Genomic DNA, 21848 nt, shown 5'->3' with positions numbered 1-21848 from the left:
GTTATTTGTGCAATATGATGCTACCGAACGCACCATGGAAGTTCTATGGAAGATAAGGTGGCGGCTTGTTAGGGAGATTTATTTTATGTTGATTTTGACTCGCCGTATTGGTGAAACGTTAATTATTGGTGATGATGTAAATATTACTGTGTTGGGAGTAAAAGGAAACCAAGTGCGTTTAGGCATTAATGCACCCAAGGATGTTTCTGTGCATCGTGAAGAGATTTATTTACGAATTCAACAAGAAAAGCAAGGTGGTGAACAGGGCAGTGAATCAGGCGATGCTGATGGCAATGTTTAATTCCACTCTGTGCATTTAGCTCCGGACCGTGTCCGGGGCTTCCCTCCTCACTCAACGTGCAATGATGTATCTCCTGATGATAAATAATGGATTTCCCCTTCAGACCATAAAATCAACTGCCCGCTTTCATTCACTCCTTGTGCCTGTCCATACATAGGTCCTAGCGGGTGCAGAACGCGAATCATTTTATTTTGTAAATAATCCGCTTGTTCCCAGCTTTCCCTGAAAACTGCAAATCCTTGGCGGGTAAATTCCTGCAAATAACGCGTCAGAGTTACAATCATTTGCCCAATGATTTGGTTGCGATTAAAGTATTGTTTTGTCATATCATGGAGTGAACACCAGGGAATGTCGATTGCTTCCTCTGCGGTTGAGTTGCTATTTAAGCCAATGCCAATCACAACTTCCGCTCCACCATTGCTCTCCGCATTGATTTCGATTAAACATCCGCATAATTTTTTACCGTCCCATAATAAGTCATTCGGCCATTTGATTTGCACCCCGCCAATGTCAAGTTTTTGTAAAGTTTCAAGTACAGCCAGGCTGACTACCAAACTCAAACCGGAGAGTTGGGAAATATCGCAGTCAAAGTGCCAACGCAGGGAGCAATAAATGTTTTGTGCAAAGGGAGAATGCCATGAACGTCCGAAGCGGCCTCTCCCCGCAGTTTGTTTTTCTGCGCAGCAAATTTCTATGCAAGCGCTTCCCGGTAATTCTTTCAAGAAACGGTTAGTGGAATCGAGTGTGGCAAATAAATTAAAATTAAATGGTAAACTACATTGATTATTAAGCAATTCTTGGCGAATTTCCTCTTCGTTTAACAATAGGACAGGCATCGTTAAACGATATCCTTGCTGGGGGAGTGTTTGCATGGGGGCGCCAAGTTCTATTAATCCTTTGATTTGTTTCCAAATAGCTGTGCGCGAGAGGCCAAGCTCTGCCCCCAAATTATTACCGCTGTGGCAGCTTCCATCGTGCATAAGTTCCAATAATTTGATTTGGGTGGCACTCAATTGTTTCATGTACTGCTCACAGCAAGTTCAACCGATACGAGTGGCTGATTATAACAAAGCTTAACTTTAAGCTAAAATTTGGCATCAGTAAGTTTTATATAGCGGATTTCTTCAATGCCGGGATCGCAGCACAGCGCTGCACAGCAGATGATGTGCGGCATAAAGGCAATCAACTGCCAGGTTTGCTGGTATAAAGGGTCGTGAATGATTTGTTTGCCGGCAGGCAGAATAGGTAAATCAATGGTTTTGGTAGGATACCCAAGGCCGCGCCCGCAGGCTTTGATTAAAGATTCCTTCTGGGCCCAAATATTGAAAAAGCCCAATGGTTTTAACAGGGTCGGCAGCTGCTGCAAAGCATAATTTTCCCTATCGGAAAAAAGTTGTTGGCCAATACCATGATAGGAGCGGGGGGAAAAAAATTCCAAATCAATGCCCACAGGATAGTTTTTTCCAACCGCCAATAGAGCCATGTCTTGCGAATGGCTTAAGTTAAATTGCAAAGGAGAATTTGGTAAATGCGGTTTACCATAAGAGCCTGAAGAAAATTCGATTTCTTGGGGGCTTAAATCTAAATAGCGCGCCAGAATGAGCCTTAACAGGGCATGGGCAGTAATAAAACGGCGGCGATGGTGGGAAAAAATAAAACGTTGCGCCCGCTCTTGCTCGCTTGCACTGAGCAGTGCTTCGCCATGAGGGAGTTCATCTTGCAGGGAGTATTGCCAAATATCCACGCGGTTTTCGCCAAGGATCAACTCATGGGAAGTAGAAGGCTTAAATGATTTAAATAAGGATAAGGACAAGATTGTCTCGCGAAGGTGAGTAATTATCTAGCATCAAGCAGCGGTTATGGTTATACTTTGCGGGCAGTATTTTAACGTATAAGACTGTGTTTGCAAATCAGCTATTAAATCTGAAAGCGCGCAAACCAGTCGCGTGCTGCAATTAGAAAGCCGCGAAATAATGGGTAAACGATGTGCGGGCAGTATGCGTCCCACATATTGCGGTCCCAAATAAATTTTTCGTAAGCGGATTAAGTTGCGGGAAGTGCATCATCTGCAATCAGATTATGCATTACAAGATAATATATTTTTTTATAGGTACCGAATGAGTCGACAATTTCTTGATTTTGAACAACCTATTGAAGAGTTGAATCAAAAGATTCAGGCATTGCGCATGGTTGGCGATGATACCGAACTTAATTTGACTGAAGAAATTGCACGCCTCGAAGCCAAATGTGAGGAATTAACGGCTCATATATTTGCCCACCTTGAGCCTTGGCAGGTCGCGCAAATGGCGCGCCACCCCATGCGGCCGCAAACTACGGATTACGTCGAACACCTTTTTACAGATTTCCAAGAATTGCACGGCGATCGCCATTATTCTGCTGCGCCCGCAATTATTGGTGGATTAGCGCGTTTTCAAGGTGAACCTGTCATGGTTTTAGGGCATCAAAAGGGAAAGCGTACTAAAGAAAAAGTTTATCGTAATTTCGGCATGGCCCGGCCTGAAGAATACCGTAAGGCATTGCGGCTAATGAAAATGGCTGAGAAGTTCAAATTGCCTGTATTTACTTTTATTGATACCGCAGGTGCTTATCCAGGGATAGGAGCCGAGGAACGGAATCAATCCGAAGCCATTGCGCGCAATCTTTTAGAAATGTCCAAACTCAGAACACAAATTCTTTGTGTTGTGACCGGTGAGGCAGGTTCTGGCGGTGCGTTGGCGATTGGCGTTGGCGATCGGGTCTTGATGTTGCAATATGCCATCTATTCGGTTATTTCCCCGGAAGGCTGTGCCTCTATTTTGTGGAAAGATCCGGCTAAAGCCAGTGAAGCGGCGCGGGCAATGGGCATCACCGCTGAGAAAATTTATGACAATAAATTAGTGGATGGCGTAATTGCGGAGCCTTTGGGTGGTGCACACCGTGATGTAGTGAAAATGATGACCGATTTAAAAGGCGTTCTTGCGAAAGAATTGCGTATGCTGAAAAATTTGTCTCTGGATGAATTGCTGGAGCAGCGCTATAAAAAATTTATGGCGATGGGAGCTTGTGACTAATACTTTATTGACGGATGCATGGCTTGCCCGGCTTGCCGAATATCGGCGGTTGTTTGTCGGCTTTAGCGGCGGTTTGGATTCCACCGTTTTACTCCACCACGTGGCAATGCAGCCTTTACTCCACCAAAAAGTCTGTGCCGTCCATGTTCACCATGGCCTTAGTGTTTATGCAGATGATTGGGAAAATCATTGCCGGAAAATATGCAATTCTTTTCATATCCCGCTTACGGTGCATCGCGTAAATTTAAAAGCCTCGAGCAACGTCGAGGAATTGGCCAGGGTTGCGCGTTATAAATTTTTCTCCACGCTGATAAATGATGAAGAAGCATTGCTGCTTGGCCATCATCAAAATGATCAAGCTGAAACATTATTGCTGCAATTGCTGCGCGGTGCAGGAGTTGACGGTTTGGCCGCCATGCAATTCATAACTTCTTTTGGCAAAGGTGTACTGTTGCGCCCTTTTTTAAATGATGCGCGTGCAGCACTGGAAGTTTATGCGGCTGCTCAGCAATTGGTGTGGATTGAAGATGAAAGCAATGAAAATCCAATGTTTTCTCGGAATTATTTACGTCATAAAGTCATGCCGCTTATTCAAGCGCGATGGCCGAATGCAGTAAGTAATCTTGCACGCAGTGCTTACCACTGCCAACAAGCTGGAAAAAATTTGCAAGCCTTGGCTTATCTCGACTGCCCTGAACTACAAGAAAATAGCAATAGTCTTTCCCTGACTTCCTTGCAAGCATTGAGTGACGCGCGACTGATTAACGTGCTGCGTGTCTGGCTTAAAAATAACCGGGTTCGCTTGCCATCAACCCATATGTTTCAGCGCTTGCTGCACGAAGTGATCCGCGCCAAGGAAGATGCTAAACCCTGTCTTCATTGGGGAGAGATAAAAATAGGACGATACCGGCACACGCTCTTTTTGCAAAAAGCAGTTTTAGCGGAACTGGTAGAAATGGGATGGACTAATTTCCCGGAGACGCACTTTTTGTCTGACCAAACCCGTTATCTTGCCGCTATCCCTGTTGCTGATGGCTTGCAAGTTCCTGCAGGAAGCTTGGTTGAGATCCGCTTTCGCAGAGGTGGGGAAGAAATCCGCTGGCATGGGCAAACGAAGCAACTGAAAAAATTGTGGCAACAATGGCGAGTGCCGGCATGGCAACGGGCGCAAATCCCACTCCTTTACATTAACAATGTGCTGGCGGCTGTAGTTGGCTATGCAGTCAGCGATTTGTTTTATGGAAAGCAATCTGCTTATCGGGTAGAATTGCACACCTTAAATTTATCAGCCAATGAAGACTGAGTAAGTTACCAATCTTATCTTAATTCTATTTTCTTCTGCTTAGTCCTCAGTTTAAGCGGACTTACAGGCTGGAATAAACGAATGCCGCGTGCAAAAGCGAAATATTTTTCAACATTTATATCAATGCATCAAGTCACCTGGTCTGGCCAAGCTTTCAATTGCAGTAGTTTATCCATACAATAGTGCATGAAAATAAAACTTTTTGATTATTTATAAATTTATGAGCAAGCCTTTAATCCACATCACACGTAAACAAGCTTTGGTTTTTGCGTGCTTTTTAGTTCTCTATGAATTCCTCACCTACATCGCCAACGATATGATCATGCCGGGCATGATTAAGGTGGTGCAATCGTTTCACGGCCCAGAGTCGGCAGTCGCTACATCGCTTACTGCGTATGTTCTGGGCGGAGCAAGTTTGCAATTGTTGTTAGGCCCTCTTTCCGATCGGTTTGGCCGCAGGCCGGTTATGATTTTTGGGGCAGTGTGGTTTTTATGCTGTAGCATATTTATTGCTTCCTCCCAATCATTGGATCAATTTTTGGCTGCCCGCTTTTTCCAAGGGATGGGGCTTTGTTTCATCGGGGTTATTGGTTATGCCACCCTGCAGGAAATTTTTGCAGAAATGGATGCAATCAGACTGATTGCTATCATGGCCAATGTATCCATCCTGGCTCCTTTGATAGGTCCTCTTTTGGGGGCTGTATTCATTCATTATTTCAATTGGCGCTTTATCTTTGTGACTATTGCAGGATTTGCACTCATCGCCTTGTGGGGATTGTATCGCTTCATGCCTGAACCAGTCGGGCAAGTAAAACGTGACGGGCAAGAAATTAAGAGGGTGCCTTTATCACCCCGTATTATTATGGCTAATTATAAAAATTTACTGTTAAATCGCAGCTTTTTATTAGGTTCGCTAAGCTTAGGCCTCTTAGGCTTACCTTGCATCGCATGGATTGCCTTAGCTCCTGTCATATTGGTAGTAGATGCCAAGCTTTCGGTCATTCAATACGGAGTATGGCAGATCCCTCTATTTAGTGCATCCATTTTAGGCAATTGGTTTCTGCGCTATTTAACGCATCGTTACTCTGTGCGAAAAATTCTACTGATAGGCTCTGCTATTACAAGCGTAAGCTTAGGGTTAGTGCTATTCATTCCCACGCTTACTTCCGATTATTTTGTCTGGCTGATGCCTGGCCTCATCCTTTACTTTTTTGGCTTAGGCGTAAGTACGGCGCCTTTGGATCGCTTGATTCTTTTTTCCACTCCTATTGCCAAAGGCACAACTTCGGCTTTGATGACCATGATTGCCATGTGCATTCAAGGATTGGGGATTGAAGTGGCGAATTATTTCTATCTTGGCCATAGCAATCTGATTTTTGGCTTCTTTTGTGCAAGCAGCGGAGCCGTATACCTTATTTTCCTAATGGGTGCATTTTTCTTAAAAGCACCCAGGTTACAGGAGCAGTTAGCGAACAAATAAGTTATATAGCCAAGCCACTATCAAGCCACCAATAAACGCATCGATAAAACCAATCACACCTCCTATTATGCTGCCCATTATGGTCGCGTTATATCCAAGGTATAACGTGCCCATTGAAGTAACAAATAAATCACCGTAATTAAAAAAATAGGCGATTAGTCCCATGATGAGCATGGATAAACCCCATAAAATACCCAAAGCCAGACCAAAGGCCAGCGGACTTAACTTGGCATACCTCATGACTATCTCCCTATAATTCCATCTTATTTAATTATAGGTGAATAAATGAGTGGGATATTTGCATCGGGGGATGTGGTTTCTACATAAAATTAAGATGCAACAATTAAAATCGTCAAGGTATCCGTATAAGTTCCTTGTTTCGCCAAAACTTGGCTTGCTCCAGGAAGTTTAAGCTGCAAAGTGGCATTGTTAGGGAGAAGGAGGCAAGTGAGGGAGCCAAGAAGTTGAGCAGGGAAGGTGGACGGTGAATTCTGCCCCGAAGCGAGGGAAACAAACGTAGGGGAGCCTCCGGAAGAGCCAGCCCAGGCAACTGTGTAATTCAATTTATAAGTACTATTGCTTGTATTCGTTAGTTGGAATGCAGTGGATGAACTGCCGCTGCTCGTGGCTCTGACATAATAATTGCTTGGTTCAAGCAGCAGAATATACCCCACGCAAATACTGCTGTCCGTTAGGGTTAAATCTGGAAAGGGAGGAGCTACTGTACCAAAATTAAAAGTCGCGTTAACACCCGTTAAATCATAAGCTTTGGCATGATGAAAAAATAAAATTAAAAAAAACAAACCGCATAAATTTCGAAGCTTGGCTAGGAACACCGTATTTCTCCAAGATATAGGTAAGCTTTATCTACAGCGAGCGCAGGTAAATTAATCCGGCATGATTCCCCGGCCATTAGAATTTTGGTGTCTTGCGTCAATTCCAATTGAAAATTACCTTCATCGTCGCTAAAAATGCCATTCTTTCCTTCATAAATCCATGTATTCGCCAACGGATACTCTCCGTCTTTGCTAATGATCCGTCCAATCACAATCACGCGTTTTTCGACTCTCCATACATAATGATCTACGTTTCCCGGATATAGAGTGATATGGCGCGTTGGCTCTTCGATAAAGTAAGCTGTTTGTGAGATATTGGTTAGGGTGTAATTTTGATCGGTAAAACCTGGGAGCGAAACAAAAACTTTTTCATTTAGAGAAAGCTGGGCAATTTTTCGATTATTGGCATCCAATAAAGCAAATTTAGACAATTTATCAGAAACGTTGCTCGTCTTAACTTCTACAATAATCCCTGCTGTATTTCCTCTGTCGACACCATTGAGATGAAGGCTATCCTGCGTTGCTGCAATTTCCGTCTCCAGATTCCCTCCATATCCTACAAAGCGTCCTTCGCCCTTAATTTGATTATAATTAACATACGTTGCTGCAAAACCTTGCCGGGCAGTATAATTATAAGTACCTGCTAACGAAGATACAGTAGGTGAAACGGTATGGATTTCATTGAAAGAATAGCCAAGTCCCTGTTCATTTTGCTGCGAATACACGGTATTTCCCTGGACTGCAACTGGCAAAGCGAGTTGGTTATTGGATAATGAATCCTTCTTTTGACCTTGCCATAGCAGTGACTCGGTTCCAGCAAACCGTCCTTCACTAAAATTCATGCTTAAGCTCAGGCTATAGGCATCACCCATGTAAATTGCCTTATTGTAGGCTGCATTAAAGAAAAATCCCATGCCTTTATAATGTCCTATTTGGCGTTGATAAAAAGCTCCGGAATTGTAAGTATCAGGTTGATCAAGGCTTTTATTATAATTCGCCTGTATACCTAACAAGTCATGTTCGGACAATCTATAACTGATTGAAATAGAGTCATTATCAATTAAATTATTGAGAAAGAAATAATAAGGATTCTTTTTTTGATAGAAAATTTTTGTCGCAATCAAATTGATATTAAAGCGATTCTTCTGAGTATTTAGCATGGTGTACATACCATAGTTGTTCTTTGTGGTAATAAGCCCTGCTGTTTTAATGAATGAATCTCCCCAAAAAAAAGTCGGCCCAAAATCCATTAAACCTTGATGAGAATTTAATAAAATATCACTTAGAAAGGCTACTCGCTCACCGATTCTTTTATTTATGCCTGCCTGGAGCACTGGAATATCCAGTATTCCGGGCAGGAAATCATAAGCATTATGATTTAAAATCATTCCATTGGTTAAATATCCACCAATGACATAAAATTGGGGAGCATAAGCAGGGGGTAAAGAAGATCCTTTGCTAAAAAAACGGCGTATGATGTTGCTTGGACCTATTTTTATTGTTAATTCATAACCTCCCTCTGGAAAATTTCCTGTGTTAATGTGTTGATACCCCGCCTCAAGATATTGAGAAAAAATTAATTGTTCATTTTTGAAAATATCCACTTGTGAAGCTTGTGGCACAAAAATTACCAAAGGTGTTGCCATAATGTCTTCGGCATTCCTCACTGTTTCCAAAGTGGTTTTGATGGCAGCGCCTGCAATAATCTGCGTTTGAAAAAAAGGGGAAGTAGGGTTGGTGATGTAGCCACCCATATAAATTTTATCGCGTGCAAAGTGTTGGGCATAAAAGTTTTGAATTTGAAAACGTTGGCCATTATTAATGCCATTATTCTGGGAAATATTACCTATGATGCTGCTATTTTTGTAAGCCCATACGTTATTCGAGTAAAGATTATAATAATTGGGCGTTGACGGATAAATTTGTGAGGCAAAAAGTGGATTATCATTACTGAAAGAACCTGCTGCTCCCAGTTTATTCAAATAAGACCAGTTTGCAGTCGAGGGAGGTAGGAACTCGATGGTGTCATTTCTTTTAGGTTTTTTAAAATACGAAGCTGCCAGGTACAAGTAAACTGCTTCTTTGGGGTTGTAAATAATGTAAACGGGTTCTTTTTTTAAAATCTCACAAGAAAAGGGCAAACTGGCCATATCATTTGGGTAGCATTCTATATTTAATGGAAAGGATTGTTTTAATAACCGTAATACTTCTTTTTTATTTTTGATGCCTGTCAGTTGCGCCAGCAATTGCTCAGGCGAATGAAATTTCAGCTGCCCGTCATGGATGTTGATGTAAAAAAATCCAATATGTTGATGCATAAATAATATCGATACGCGCAAGTGCTGGCTCATGCGAACCATTTCAAAGCCAGGAGGAGGAGAATCGATAAACGTTGTTTTGCCTAGGACAGCCGAGCAGAAACTTGCTAGATAGAGAAAGAAGATAAGTAACTTTATTTTAAAAAACGAGTTCATTAATCAGTATAAAACGGGCCAAGTGGCTTACCCATCAATGCAGCGTGTAAAGTAACTTGCGTTAAACGCGGCAATTCCCTTTTTATGGTTTGTCCTGCAAAAAGAGTGTACGCCGGTAATGGAATTTCCATCTTTTTATTGGAAATTTGCTGGGTGCAGGATGTTATATTTACAGCCGTGTTGCCTGTGTTTTTAATAATCAGTTCATTATGAATTCGTTTTATGGAAATAGATGGGGCAGGGGAGTCAGGGCGTAAAATTACACGAGCCCCGTAGCCAACAATCACGCGGATCCCAAGGGCAAAACCGTTAGGGTGTTTTATTGATAAGATGAGTGGCAACCTTGGGGATAAAATCTATTTCATAGACTTTATCCGATGTTAATGTGTTCGCTGTTTTAACCACCCGGACAAATTGAGTTTGGCCTGGCAAGAGGACTAATTTGGCCGGGAACACGAGTAATCCGTCTTGCCCGGGATGGTGCGCCCGCTTTTTGGGTGCAGAATGATGGGCAGGATTGGGTAAGTGGTATGGAGTTATTTCAACATAGGCATTATGTTTTGTGTCAAAATTTTTTACAGCTATTTCCGCATCGGCATCCTTGCCCATCAAGTCAACAACAATAGGGCTCACACCGATATCTGCATGTACGCCAAAGGATAGCCACCACAGCAATGTTAATAAAAAACGCTTATATATCATATAGGTTACAGAAAATCCTATGCTAAATTGGAAAGAATAACATGCAAAAAAGATAATCTCTACTACATAATATAAGCTATTGTTGATAAATTAAGATGGTGTTTCACATGGAGAATATTATGCGCCCACTTTTAAAGGTCATCGTATTTGTTTTTCCCTCATGGATTTTTGCAGCAACTCAAGGCACCTTGGGAACAACTTCAACAGGAACAGTCAATGTTTCCATAACCATCCCTGCATTGGTACAAATTACCGGGTTAAGTGATATCACTCTGGGCTCCACCACGGCGTTCCCGGCAACAGGCAGTACGACCGCTTGCATCTACAGTAATGTAGCATCGCCTTTGGGTAGTTATTATGTCACCGCCACCAGCCAAAATACGTCTGGAACTGATTTTAGAGTGAAGGACAGCGGTACGGATTATATTGTTTATTCTGCTTACTGGAATAATTCTTCGGCTGCCTCCCAAACCACAGCACTTACCTCAGGAACAAAGACAGCCCAGCAAACAGGGGGTAGTGCCGTGTCATTAACTTGTGGCGGCAGTGCCAATGCCAATTTCAATATCAGTTTTAGCTCATCTCAAGTGCAAGGTGCGCCGGCAGCTACTTATACGGATGTGGTGACCCTTTTAATTACTCCAACATAAACATGATAAGGGCAAACCAACGCTTTCTTTTTTGCATTGCGGCTTATGGATATTTTATTCTGCCAAGTTTACTGTATGCAGCGAATCCATCAACCACGACGGTGTCGGTAATCATTCCGGGCTTAGTGCAAATCAGCGGCCTTAGCGATATCGTCTTGGCTCCTGCTGATTTTAGCAATCCCGTTACTGGCGCGACGACTGCTTGTATTTATACCAATACAATCAATCCCTTGGGCAGTTATTATATTACCGCGATAAGTACCAATGCTGCCTCCGGGGTATTCCGCGTGGCTAATGGTTCTAATTTTATCAGCTACGATGCTTTTTGGAGCCCAACTTCGGCGCCAACGCAAACGCTTTCCCTTAATTCGGGGGTAAAAACGACGCAACAAACAGGAGGCAATGGTTCCTCATTAACCTGCAGCGGGACCCCAAATGCTAATTTTTCTATTCGTTTTACTAATGCCCAAATCGTTGGGGCTCCTGCAGGCATCTATACAGACACGGTCACCTTAATTGTGTCACCAGCATAATTCTAAATCTTAACTGATGCTGTTTAGTTCGCTTCTGAATATTTATTTCAGACAATATTTTGCAAATAGCTCAGTAAATATCTGGCATTGCTGATTTATTGGACAAATTGAGTGCGTTTGTTGTCATTTTCGGCAATGCTTATATAGATAGAGCATAAAATAAAAAGCATGCTCTGGAAAATTGTGCAAAAACCCGTATGATCGAGGGCCGTTATCGACCGGGTTATTTGGAGTTAGCATGCATGTAGCGGGCGTTGATGAAGTAGGGAGGGGCCCTTTAGCAGGTCCTGTGGTTGCTGCTGCAGTCATTTTGGAGTCAAAAATAGAAGGTGTTACCGACTCAAAGTTGTTAACTCCTGTAAAGCGCAAGAAATTAGCGGCACTCATCAAAGAGCATGCTATTGCTTTTGCCTATGGGCGTGCCGAAGTGGAGGAAATCGATGCGCTGAATATTCATTATGCGTCTTTGCTGGCCATGAAAAGAGCCATTGACGCGTTATCTATTTCGCCCGACAAGATTTTAATTGATGGTCTGCACAGACCGGCGGTAGCGATACCTTGTTATGCCATTGTGAAAGGTGACTTACTGGTTCCAGATATTGGGGCGGCGTCTATTTTGGCTAAAGTTTACCGCGACGAGGAAATGGAAAAAATGGATGAGCTGTACCCAGGTTATGGCTTTGCGGCTCATAAAGGATATGCAACAGCATTGCACCATAAAGCCTTGCAAGAGCTTGGCCCTTGTCAGATTCACCGCAAGAATTTCACTCGTGTTGCGGCGGCACTGGCCTTAAGCTAATGAATTTTCATGCTATTGAAGAGAATCCGGTGCGAGCTAATCGACATCAGTATACCGAAGGCAGCTAAAAAGGTAACCATAGCAGTCCCGCCATAGCTCACCAAAGGCAAAGGAATTCCAACAACGGGTAAAATGCCCATGACCATACCCATATTTACAAAAGCAGAGATAAAAAAAGTCATGGCCAGGCTTGCCGCGAGCAGACGAGTAAAGTTGGTTTGCGCTTCCCTGGCGATATGCAAACCGCGCAAAGAAATTAATACCACGAAAATGATTAGCACCACGCTGCCAATGAAGCCAAATTCTTCACCGCTTACAGCAAAGATGAAATCCGTAGCGTGCTCGGGTAAAAAATTTAAATGAGACTGACTGCCTGCTAGCCAGCCCTTGCCAAAGGCGCCGCCGGAGCCAATAGCGATTTTCGATTGAATGATGTGATAGCCAGTTCCTAATGGATCATTTTCCGGGTTTAGGAAGGTAATGATGCGTTGTTTCTGGTAATCGTGCAAAACATGCCATAGCAATGGCAGCACTGCGGTTAATCCTAGCAAGATGAATAAAATAAGACGCATGGAAATACCGGCCAGGAATATCACACACAATCCTGCGGCAACCACCATGAGTGCCGTGCCTAAGTCTGGTTGTTTTGCTATCAACAGGGCCGGGAAGAAAATAATGAGTGCCGCTACCAGTAAAGATTTTAAATCCAAAGGAAAAGATTTGCGGTCAAAATACCAGGCTGCCATCATGGGCACTGCCAGTTTCATGATTTCAGAGGGTTGAAAGCGGAAAAATCCCAAATCCAGCCAGCGCTGTGCGCCCTTGCCGATTTTTCCTATGACCATGACCGCGATGAGTAATGTCAAGCCTATGCCATAAATCCACGGCGCCCACAATTTGTATTTGTGGGGGGGTATGAAGGCAAAAACCAGCATGACTCCTGAGGCTAAAACTAGCCGCAGGATTTGGCGCAAAACCATGCTCATATTTTGATTGGATGCACTGTAAAGGATCAAAAGCCCCAGCACGATCAATAATCCCAACAAACCCAGCAAAGGGAAATCAATGTGTAAGGATTTGGGTGTAAACCGGTAAATAGGTCTGGTTTGACTGATTTTCATGGTGTTAAGTTCATTTTATTTAAATCAAAATAGGTATCGATCACCTTGCGCGCCACAAAGGAAGCGACAAAATCATTTTCCACCAGCACGGCGATGGCGATTTCTGGTTTTTCCACCGGTGCAAAAGCGATGAACAGGGAATGATCGCGCAAGGTCTCGGGAATCTCAGCGTATGCTTTTTTCTCATACTGGCTGCCACTAAAAACTTGCGCTGTTCCTGTTTTGGCAGCAACAGTATAGGGGGTGTCACGTCCGAAACGATAGCCTGTGCCTTCATTGCTTTTAATGACGTTTTGCATGGCTTCGGCCACTATTGTCCAATATGTATCGTCTTTCAATTGCACCGGGTATTCTTCAAGAGCTTTATACTCATGAACTGTACCGCGATCCTGCACGGATTTGCTGAGCAAATGAGGTCTGAAGCGGCGGCCATGTTGGCTGAGTGCTGCGGTAGCATTCGCCATTTGCAGGGGAGAGGCCAGCATAAATCCTTGCCCAATTGAGGTGATTAAAGTATCGCCCGGATACCAGGCATGGCCTTTACTGCTGCGTTTCCAGCTGGGGCTTGGTACAATTCCCGGAGCTTCTTCATGCAAATCAACATGGGTTGATTGCCCAAAACCAAACTGCACCAGCATATCTTCAATCGCCGTTATGCCGATTTTATTGCCTAATTGGTAAAAGTAAGTATCACAAGATACAGTAATCGCCCGCTTTAAGTTGATTACGCCATGTCCCGTACGTTTCCAGTCGCGATATTTATGGCTGACCCCAGGGAGTCTGTACCAACCTGGATCATAAATTTTTGTATGAGGAGTAATGATACCCTTTTCCAATCCTGCAATGGCTACAAAAGGTTTGACCGTGGAGGCAGGTGGATAAAGACCGCGTACCGCACGGTTATAAAGAGGTTTATTCGGCGCATGCACCAGGTGATGGTATTCTTTATCGCTAATACCCTTTACGAAAAGATTGGGATCATAGCTGGGGGAGCTTACCATGGCGAGGATATCGCCATTTTTCACGCTCATGGCTACCACCGCCCCGCGTTTGCCTTCCAGGGCATTAAAGGCAGCAAGTTGTAAACGTGAGTCAATGGTCAGGTAAATTTTCTCGCCTGAAACAGGAGGTTGTTTGCTAAGCACCCGTAAAACCCGCCCGCTTACGTCTGTTTCGACTTGCTGGTAACCAACGCGTCCATGCAGCGTATCCTCGTAATATTTTTCAATTCCGGTTTTACCGATAAAATTGGTGGCTCGATAGTTGGTACTGTCGACTTGCTGCAGTTCCTGAATATTGATACGGCTGACATATCCAAGCACATGCGCCATGGCTTCTTTGAAGGGGTAATAGCGCATCAGTCGCGCCTTGATGCTCACTCCGGGAAAACGGTATTGATTGCTGGCGAAAGTTGCCACTTCTTCCTGCGTTAAGCGCATTTTAAAAGGAATCGGAACATACGAGCGATTTTGACGTCTGGCACGGTGAAAATCTTCAATTTCCTCATCCGTTATGGATGGCAGCAGCTTTTTTAATTTATGCAGGGTTTTTTCCAGGTCTTTTACGTGTTCCGGGATAATTTCTAAGGCATAAACGGGAATATTATCCGCGAGAATAATTCCGTTTTTATCCAATATAATGCCGCGAGGAGGAGCAATGGGGATGATGCTCATTTGATTTTTCAAAGACAATGTGGCATAGCGTTTGAACTGTGAAAATTGTAAATAGGCAAGACGCAATATGAGCCCCAGGGAGAAAATGATAAGCAAGGCGACCAGCAAGCTTAGTCGGAAACGTTGCAATTCGGCAGAACGATCAATTTTCATGGATGTATTAAAATGCATCTTCACACTATAAATGGGCAGGGGAAAAAGGCCGGCATAGTTTAGCTTAAATGCGAAGAATATTCGACCGCTAATCCCACAGTGCGGTAAGCATCTGCCGATTGATTAAAGAAATTGGCAAACATAAGAGCATTTGAAATTGCTGAATTTCCCAGGCTGCGGTTTACCTTTTTCTTCTTTTAACTGATTGACTTTAATTTGTACAGTTGGTACACTCGTTTGCTGCAAATTTAAAGAGAATGAAATATAAGCAAGTTGAGTATGCAAGGTTCTTTTGATACCTACAAATTTATCGATCTTTTGATTAATCCACATGGTGGATCGTGCTGCCGGGAAAGACAAGGAGTCGCGACATTTAGTAATTTAATTATACACAAGAGAGGATACATTATGAGTTTTTCCAATGATATGAGAAATTTTTTTTGGACACCTTACAAAGGACCGAGAGAAGCGTTTTTTTACTTGGCCGCCCCCGTATATTATCCAATTAGGATAAGTCTTGAAGCAGTTAAACTTTTCCTGGAAACGTTAACATTAATCCCGGAAATTTTAGGCCACTTAATAAATAGTATCAGATGCACAACAATGGCTTATTCTGAGGGCGATTTATATGACGCCAAACAAGAAGTTATGGAAGCTGGCAGCAAAATACTGGAAATTCCGTTGAATTTATTGCTATGCACTATTTCGTTGCTTGTCGCCGCAGTTTCACCATTACTGGGCGCGATCTCCATTTTAACCAGGGGCTTCAAAACAGGAGTGGATTTAGTAGCCAATTTTACTACATCATCTGATAATGAATATCAGCATCCGCCGCAATATGGATCGCCGCTTTAAGCGCCTTTCTCCCAGGCTTCGCAAACGTGCGCTGCCTGGGGGTTAAAAAATCTTATTTATGATAAGGGTGATGGTGCAATATGCACCAGGCTCGATAAATGGCTTCAATGAAGACAATACGTGCCAATGGATGCGGCAGGGTGAGTTTGGATAAAGACCATTGTTCGTGGCTGCGTTTGATTAGCTGCGACGAAAGTCCTTCCGGGCCGCCGATTAAGACACATACATGGCTGTTGACTTGTTGTAACTGGGCTAATTTTGCTGCCAACCCTTCACTGCTGAACATTTCGCCTTTCATGTCCAGGGCAATGAGCCGGGCGCCGGCAGGGATGGCTGCACTCATCAATGCCATTTCTTTTTCTAAAATCCGGGATAAATCTGCAGATTTGCCGCGACGGATTAACGGAATTTCTATGAGGCTTAATTGTATGCCATCTTGCAGACGTTTGGCATATTCCTGCATGCCTTGCTGAACCCAGAGAGGCATTTTATTGCCAAGAGTAACCAGGGTAATTTTGAACATGATTAAGAGTTTTCTTGCCACAACCCTTCTAAATTATAAAAGGCCCTGGATTCAGGCTGCATGACGTGCACCACAAAATCACCAAAATCAACCAAAACCCAATCACCACTCTCCAAGCCATTATTGCTTAACGCCGGCAACCCTGCCTCTTTCATGCCTTCCATAATGCGTTCAGCTATTGATTTCACATGGCGTGAAGACCGGCCCGAACAGACAACCATATAGTCGGTGATTGTGGTTTGTTCTCTGACGTCTATCACGGTAATATCGCTGGCTTGGATATCATCCAATAAGTTTTTCAGTGTATTTAAAAGCGGATGTGTATCAGACATAAATATAAATCTTATAAATCATGTAATAAAGGGGGTGGATAATAACAGTAATTTGTTCATGACACAAAACCTCTCCTATCTGCCCGCTCCATTATGAATAAGTAACAAGCTTGTTAACTAGGAATAATCGTCTCTTGCCCGGTAGTACAAGAATAGTTGGGTGCTGTCAGTAAAAATTTTATAATCCGGTTTAAGGCAAAACAGATTATTGTCGCGCCTAATAAAATATATAACAATTCACTAAATGTTGCCGCGTAATGAACTTTTAACTCCAGATTGGATAATCGATCCAACTCACCTTTGGATATGGCTGTGATGGCAGCCAGTTTGCCAGATAAAAATCCACCCAAACCTAGGGAAACAAAGAAAATACCCATCATGGTGCTTACTTTCTTGTGGCAAGACAATATGGTGATGGCTGATAAGCCGACCGGCGATAATAATAACTCTGCCATGGATATTAACAAATAGGCAGGAATGAAGAATAAAGGAGAAAGCAGAGCAATGCCAATATTAAACCGGCAAACCATCGTGATTAGCAGGTAAGCTGCCACCATAAACAACATGGCTAGCAGGAATTTATTTCCAACGCGAATGCTGTATTGAGATAGTGTCGTTTGTTTTTGACTACGGGCCAAAAAGAGTCCAAAGACAATCATTCCCAAACTTTGCACTGCTACAAAATAAGGTGGAGGAAAAGGCATGCCAAACAATGTGGGTTGTACCACGCGTTTTAAAAACAGTGTTAATGACAAGAACATTTGAAAATAAAATGCCCAGAACATAACTGAAATCAAACAGAGTAGCCCGATGATAAGAGTTTGTCTGGCTTGTAATTTTGATTCTTGCGAGATGGTTAAGATTAAATACCCTAGTGACAGCAAGCCAATAATAGTAAATAAGGCGTCAGCTAATTTAGGGTTTTTGAGAATATAAAAAGCGCCTTGCCACATGAATAAAATTAACAGGCTTGCATACAACACATTTTTAAACGTTAAAGGATAATCCGAGTAATCTTTTATGCCGTAATGGCGGACGCCATAGGCGAAAGTATAAGCGGCAATCAACATGCCGATGGTGGAGCTCAAGAACGAAGCTGACCAGCCGAAATAAGATTGAATATAGCTGGGCAGGGTTGAGCCTAAAATGATGCCAGTGGTGATGCCCATGTAAAAAATAGTAAAACCTCGTTCACGGTTTGGTGAGCCCACCGGATATTCATTTCCGAGTAGAGAGGAAATATTGGGTTTTAACAATCCCGTACCCACGGCAATACCTGCCAGGGATAAAGTCAGCCCGGAAGCGGAGGTTAGGAAGCTCAATGAAAGGTAGCTGCAAAATAAAATACCAGCCCCCAGCATGATGCTGCGTTTTTGTCCCAAAAGGTGATCAGCAATCCAGCCGCCTATGACAGGCGAAAGATAGGTCAGGGCAGTAAAAGATCCCACCAGTGGATATACCCGATCATCTTCCCAACCAAAGTACATAACGAGATAAAGGGCAAGCAAGGTTTGCACAATATAAAAACCGTAGCGTTCCCACATTTCAGTTGCAAAGAAAATTTTTAAGGAAGAAGGATGACTTACTTGTCCGTTTCGCACAACAATACTACATGAATGTGAAATGCGCCCAGTATACCATAATGAGAATTATTTTTACAGATGGCTGCCGTTCTGCAGCAATTTGCGGGGATAAAAATGATCTAACAGACATCGTGCCCAATGTTCTTTTTAAGAAATAAATACAGGTTCGCTTCCCTACAATAATTTTTTTCTCTAGTATATCCCGCTCTTCGTAGATGGATTTATTTTGCTCGTGTGCACAAGGAGAACGAATGACCACACGCATCGATACCAAGCGGCATATCCGTGCCAACCGCGGCCCTCAATTGCAAACTAAAACCTGGCTGACCGAAGCGCCATTGCGCATGTTGTGTAACAATTTGGACCCGGAGGTCGCAGAAGATCCTGCTTCACTGGTTGTTTACGGTGGAATAGGCCGTGCGGCGCGCAACTGGGAATGCTTTGACCAGATTGTTGACGTACTTAAAGCTTTGCAAGCGGATGAAACTTTATTAATACAATCCGGTAAGCCAGTGGGGGTTTTTCGAACGCATGAAGATGCCCCCCGTGTATTGATTGCCAATTCAAACCTGGTTCCGCATTGGGCTACCTGGGAACACTTCAATGAACTGGATAAAAAAGGTTTGATGATGTATGGGCAAATGACTGCAGGCAGCTGGATTTACATAGGCTCGCAAGGCATTGTCCAAGGTACGCATGAAACCTTTGTAGCGGCTGGAAAAACACATTATCAAGGTGATTTGCACGGGCGTTGGATTTTAACGGCTGGCTTGGGTGGCATGGGCGGCGCGCAGCCATTGGCGGCCACGATAGCCGGTGCGAGTATGCTGGCTGTCGAATGTGATCCAGCTCGTATCGAAAAACGCCTGCACACGCGCTACCTGGATAAAAGCACTGATAATTTGGAAGAAGCATTGAGCTGGATTGAAGGAGCTTGCCAAAAAAAGCAACCCTTATCGGTAGGATTATTAGGCAATGCTGCAGACATTTATCCAGAATTACTAAGGCGCGGCATATGGCCTGATATGGTCACTGATCAAACCAGTGCGCATGATCCGCTAAACGGTTATTTGCCACGTGGGTGGACGTTGGAGAAAGCGATTGCATTAAGAAAAAGCAATCCCGAGGAAGTAGTGCGTGCGGCGAAGGAATCCATGGCCATTCAAGTTCAAGCCATGCTTGGCTTTCAGCAATGTAAAATTCCCGTGTTTGATTATGGCAATAATATTCGCCAAATGGCTTTTGAAGCCGGTGTTAAAGACGCTTTTTCTTTCCCCGGATTTGTATCTGCATACATCCGGCCGCTTTTCTGTGAGGGGATAGGTCCATTCCGTTGGGTTGCCTTATCGGGCGATCCAGAAGATATCCATATTACCGATCGGGTGGTGAAAGAATTAATTCCAGATGATGAGCATTTACACCGTTGGTTGGATATGGCACAAAGCAGGATAGCTTTTCAAGGTTTACCGGCAAGAATTTGTTGGGTAGGTTTGCAAGACAGAGCCAGACTGGCTTTGGCATTTAATGATTTAGTCAAATCGGGTCAAGTAAAAGCTCCGCTTGTAATCGGCAGGGATCATTTGGATTCGGGTTCAGTGGCTAGCCCCAATCGTGAAACAGAAGGCATGTTGGATGGCAGTGATGCGGTGTCGGATTGGCCATTTTTAAATGCCTTGTTAAATTGTGCCAGCGGTGCCACCTGGGTAAGTATCCATCACGGTGGTGGTGTAGGAATGGGATTTTCTCAACATGCAGGCGTCGTTATAGTTGCCGATGGTACAGAAAAAGCGGCGGCAAGATTAGCCCGTGTATTGCATAATGATCCGGCTACAGGGGTTATGCGCCATGCCGATGCAGGGTATGCATTAGCCAAACACTGTGCAGCCGAACATCATTTGTGGCTTCCCATGGAAGAATTAAGCGGAGCCAATCATGACAAATGAATGGATATTAACGCCAGGGGCTTTGAGTTTGCAAGAGTTAAAACAAGCAGTTGCCGCGCATAAACTTTGCATTTTAGATGAAGCTTGTTGGGTGAATATAGCTGCAGCGGAGATGGCCATACGCGAAATTGTTAATGAGAAAAAAACCGTTTACGGTATCAATACGGGTTTTGGCTCGTTAGCAACGACAGCCATTTCTGCCGATAAATTGCAAAAGCTGCAGCGTAATTTAATCCTTTCACATGCATGCGGTAGTGGTGAATTATTATCAGACGAAATTGTCGCCCTGATTTTATTACTAAAAATAAATAGCCTTGCGCAAGGTTATTCAGGGGTTCGCAAGACGCTGATCGCTGCCTTATGTACGCTCTACAATGCAGAAGTATATCCATGTATTCCCAGTAAAGGCTCAGTTGGCGCTTCGGGCGATCTGGCTCCTTTAGCGCATTTGTCGTTACCTTTGTTGGGAGAAGGCGAAGTGCGGCATCAAGGGGAGCAAATCAGCGCATTGAAGGGTTTGCAAATTGCAGGGTTGCAGCCATTGGAGTTGGCCCCTAAAGAAGGGTTGGCTTTGATTAACGGTTTGCAGGTTTCGGCAGCTATATGCATGCATGCTTTTTTCAAGAGCGAGTGGTTATTTGAAGCGGCTGTATTGGCCGGATCTTTGTCTGTTGATGCTGCAAGCGGGAGCGATGTCCCTTTTGATGCTCGTATCCAGGTTGTGCGCGGCCATCAGGCACAATGCGATGTGGCGGCAATGTATCGCGAATTATTGAGCAAAAGCGAGATCCGCGAATCACATCGCCACTGTTCACGCGTGCAAGACCCTTATTCTTTGCGTTGTCAGCCGCAAATTATGGGTGCTGTGTTGCACCAAATGCAGTTTGTTGGGCAGACATTACAGGCAGAAGTCAATGCTGTCTCCGATAATCCTCTGGTATTTGCCGAGGAGGGGGAAGTCTTGTCTGGAGGGAATTTTCACGGTGAAATCATTGCGATGGCTGCTGATAATTTGGCTCTGGCTATTGCAGAAATGGGCGCAAATTCGGAGCGGCGCATCGCTTTGCTCATTGATAAAAATTTCAGCGGCTTACCAGCTTTTTTAGTGAAGGAAAGTGGTTTAAATTCAGGATTTATGATTGCGCATGTGACCGCGGCGGCATGCGCCAGCGATAATAAAGCATTGGCACACCCACACTCCGTGGACAGCTTGCCTACTTCAGCAAATCAGGAAGACATCGTATCGATGGCGACCAGTGCAGCACTCCGTCTGCAACACATGGTTGATAACACCGCCACCATTCTTGCCATAGAATTGTTAGCTGCTTGCCAAGGTTTGGAGTTTCACACTCCTTTAACCACGTCTCCAAAATTGCAAAAAGTATATCAAAAAGTCAGGAATCATGTTGACCCATATGAAAACGATCGCTATTTTGCACCGGATATTGCTATCATCAAGCAGCAAATCTTAAATGGCGGATTTGCATTGGCTAATTTTAGTGAATGATACGACTGC

At 43.7% G+C, this 21848-nt stretch carries 23 protein-coding genes; 10 read left to right on the top strand and 13 right to left on the bottom strand.

Translation table 11 applies throughout. From position 1 onward, the window contains the following. Positions 1 to 85 precede the first annotated feature (85 nt). Complete coding sequence (gene csrA, locus ELY11_RS02750) at positions 86 to 301, top strand: carbon storage regulator CsrA (RefSeq protein ID WP_126953105.1); 216 nt, start codon at positions 86 to 88, stop codon at positions 299 to 301. Between the two features lie 47 nt (positions 302 to 348). On the opposite strand, the gene ELY11_RS02745 is transcribed toward csrA, so the two are convergent. After that, positions 349 to 1323, bottom strand: a complete 975-nt coding sequence (locus tag ELY11_RS02745; protein WP_127032486.1) for a biotin--[acetyl-CoA-carboxylase] ligase — start codon at positions 1321 to 1323, stop codon at positions 349 to 351. Positions 1324 to 1385: 62 nt separating this feature from the next. Then, positions 1386 to 2114, bottom strand: a complete 729-nt coding sequence (locus ELY11_RS02740; protein WP_233579594.1) for a 4'-phosphopantetheinyl transferase family protein — start codon at positions 2112 to 2114, stop codon at positions 1386 to 1388. 304 nt (positions 2115 to 2418) lie between these two features. Here ELY11_RS02740 and ELY11_RS02735 point away from each other — a divergent pair, with 304 nt between their 5' ends. From ELY11_RS02735 to ELY11_RS02725, 3 genes are all read left to right on the top strand, one after another. Next, a complete protein-coding gene (locus tag ELY11_RS02735; protein ID WP_126953107.1) occupies positions 2419 to 3372 on the top strand; it encodes an acetyl-CoA carboxylase carboxyltransferase subunit alpha in 954 nt (317 codons plus the stop codon). Then, positions 3365 to 4675 (top strand): tRNA lysidine(34) synthetase TilS, encoded by a 1311-nt coding sequence (gene tilS / locus ELY11_RS02730; protein WP_199741509.1) that lies wholly within the window; start codon positions 3365 to 3367, stop codon positions 4673 to 4675. Before ELY11_RS02735 ends, tilS begins: the two co-directional genes overlap by 8 nt. A gap of 220 nt (positions 4676 to 4895) precedes the next feature. Then, the gene (locus ELY11_RS02725; RefSeq protein WP_126953109.1) at positions 4896 to 6155 is read left to right on the top strand and encodes an MFS transporter; all 1260 of its coding nucleotides are present in this window, start codon (positions 4896 to 4898) and stop codon (positions 6153 to 6155) included. On the opposite strand, the gene ELY11_RS02720 is transcribed toward ELY11_RS02725, so the two are convergent. From ELY11_RS02720 to ELY11_RS02700, 5 genes are all read right to left on the bottom strand, one after another. Beyond that, positions 6141 to 6395, bottom strand: coding sequence for a bacteriophage holin (locus ELY11_RS02720; protein ID WP_127032484.1), 255 nt, complete (start codon positions 6393 to 6395; stop codon positions 6141 to 6143). The two genes, ELY11_RS02725 and ELY11_RS02720, sit on opposite strands and share 15 nt — an antisense overlap. A gap of 89 nt (positions 6396 to 6484) precedes the next feature. After that, entirely contained in the window at positions 6485 to 6991 is a 507-nt protein-coding gene (locus tag ELY11_RS02715; protein WP_127032483.1) for a hypothetical protein, read from the bottom strand. Continuing rightward, on the bottom strand, positions 6982 to 9309 hold the full coding sequence (locus ELY11_RS02710; RefSeq protein WP_158615163.1) for a TcfC E-set like domain-containing protein: 2328 nt from the start codon (positions 9307 to 9309) through the stop codon (positions 6982 to 6984). Before ELY11_RS02710 ends, ELY11_RS02715 begins: the two co-directional genes overlap by 10 nt. A gap of 155 nt (positions 9310 to 9464) precedes the next feature. Beyond that, on the bottom strand, positions 9465 to 9752 hold the full coding sequence (locus tag ELY11_RS02705; protein WP_127032481.1) for a hypothetical protein: 288 nt from the start codon (positions 9750 to 9752) through the stop codon (positions 9465 to 9467). 22 nt (positions 9753 to 9774) lie between these two features. Next, positions 9775 to 10167, bottom strand: a complete 393-nt coding sequence (locus ELY11_RS02700) for a fimbrial biogenesis chaperone (protein ID WP_126953115.1) — start codon at positions 10165 to 10167, stop codon at positions 9775 to 9777. 107 nt (positions 10168 to 10274) lie between these two features. On the opposite strand from ELY11_RS02700, the gene ELY11_RS02695 reads away from it, so the two are divergent. The 3 genes from ELY11_RS02695 (at position 10275) to rnhB (ending at position 12149) form a co-directional block, all read left to right on the top strand. Beyond that, entirely contained in the window at positions 10275 to 10817 is a 543-nt protein-coding gene (locus tag ELY11_RS02695) for a hypothetical protein (protein WP_126953116.1), read from the top strand. A gap of 2 nt (positions 10818 to 10819) precedes the next feature. Beyond that, positions 10820 to 11350: a hypothetical protein gene (locus tag ELY11_RS02690; RefSeq protein WP_127032480.1), complete on the top strand. Its 531-nt coding sequence runs from the start codon at positions 10820 to 10822 to the stop codon at positions 11348 to 11350. A gap of 238 nt (positions 11351 to 11588) precedes the next feature. Then, positions 11589 to 12149 carry a ribonuclease HII gene (gene rnhB / locus ELY11_RS02685; RefSeq protein ID WP_126954574.1) on the top strand — a complete coding sequence of 187 codons (561 nt, stop codon included), beginning with the start codon at positions 11589 to 11591 and terminating at the stop codon, positions 12147 to 12149. Here the strand turns inward: rnhB and rodA are convergent. From rodA to ELY11_RS12375, 3 genes are all read right to left on the bottom strand, one after another. Then, positions 12146 to 13270, bottom strand: a complete 1125-nt coding sequence (gene rodA / locus ELY11_RS02680; protein WP_127032479.1) for a rod shape-determining protein RodA — start codon at positions 13268 to 13270, stop codon at positions 12146 to 12148. The genes rnhB and rodA overlap by 4 nt on opposite strands. Beyond that, positions 13267 to 15114 (bottom strand): penicillin-binding protein 2, encoded by a 1848-nt coding sequence (gene mrdA / locus ELY11_RS02675; protein WP_126954576.1) that lies wholly within the window; start codon positions 15112 to 15114, stop codon positions 13267 to 13269. The genes rodA and mrdA overlap by 4 nt, the downstream gene beginning before the upstream one ends. A 105-nt stretch (positions 15115 to 15219) precedes the next feature. After that, complete coding sequence (locus tag ELY11_RS12375) at positions 15220 to 15429, bottom strand: hypothetical protein (RefSeq protein WP_127032478.1); 210 nt, start codon at positions 15427 to 15429, stop codon at positions 15220 to 15222. Between the two features lie 75 nt (positions 15430 to 15504). Between ELY11_RS12375 and ELY11_RS02665 the strand changes: the two genes are divergently transcribed. Then, the gene (locus ELY11_RS02665) at positions 15505 to 15951 is read left to right on the top strand and encodes a hypothetical protein (RefSeq protein WP_127032477.1); all 447 of its coding nucleotides are present in this window, start codon (positions 15505 to 15507) and stop codon (positions 15949 to 15951) included. Between the two features lie 52 nt (positions 15952 to 16003). Here ELY11_RS02665 and rlmH read toward each other — a convergent pair whose 3' ends face one another. The 3 genes from rlmH to ELY11_RS02650 form a co-directional block, all read right to left on the bottom strand. Beyond that, positions 16004 to 16474: a 23S rRNA (pseudouridine(1915)-N(3))-methyltransferase RlmH gene (rlmH, locus tag ELY11_RS02660; RefSeq protein ID WP_127032476.1), complete on the bottom strand. Its 471-nt coding sequence runs from the start codon at positions 16472 to 16474 to the stop codon at positions 16004 to 16006. A gap of 2 nt (positions 16475 to 16476) precedes the next feature. Continuing rightward, positions 16477 to 16806, bottom strand: a complete 330-nt coding sequence (rsfS, locus tag ELY11_RS02655) for a ribosome silencing factor (protein WP_126954579.1) — start codon at positions 16804 to 16806, stop codon at positions 16477 to 16479. A gap of 113 nt (positions 16807 to 16919) precedes the next feature. Further along, positions 16920 to 18407, bottom strand: coding sequence for a peptide MFS transporter (locus ELY11_RS02650; RefSeq protein ID WP_126954580.1), 1488 nt, complete (start codon positions 18405 to 18407; stop codon positions 16920 to 16922). A 233-nt stretch (positions 18408 to 18640) separates the two neighbouring features. Between ELY11_RS02650 and hutU the strand changes: the two genes are divergently transcribed. Both hutU and hutH read left to right on the top strand, forming a co-directional pair. Further along, a complete protein-coding gene (gene hutU, locus ELY11_RS02645; protein WP_127032475.1) occupies positions 18641 to 20332 on the top strand; it encodes a urocanate hydratase in 1692 nt (563 codons plus the stop codon). After that, positions 20322 to 21839 carry a histidine ammonia-lyase gene (hutH, locus tag ELY11_RS02640; RefSeq protein ID WP_127032474.1) on the top strand — a complete coding sequence of 506 codons (1518 nt, stop codon included), beginning with the start codon at positions 20322 to 20324 and terminating at the stop codon, positions 21837 to 21839. Before hutU ends, hutH begins: the two co-directional genes overlap by 11 nt. Positions 21840 to 21848 lie beyond the last annotated feature (9 nt).

The sequence above is a fragment of the Legionella septentrionalis genome, assembly GCF_003989745.1.
Taxonomy (GTDB): domain Bacteria; phylum Pseudomonadota; class Gammaproteobacteria; order Legionellales; family Legionellaceae; genus Legionella_A; species Legionella_A septentrionalis.
This window is presented reverse-complemented; position numbering and strand designations above follow the sequence as displayed.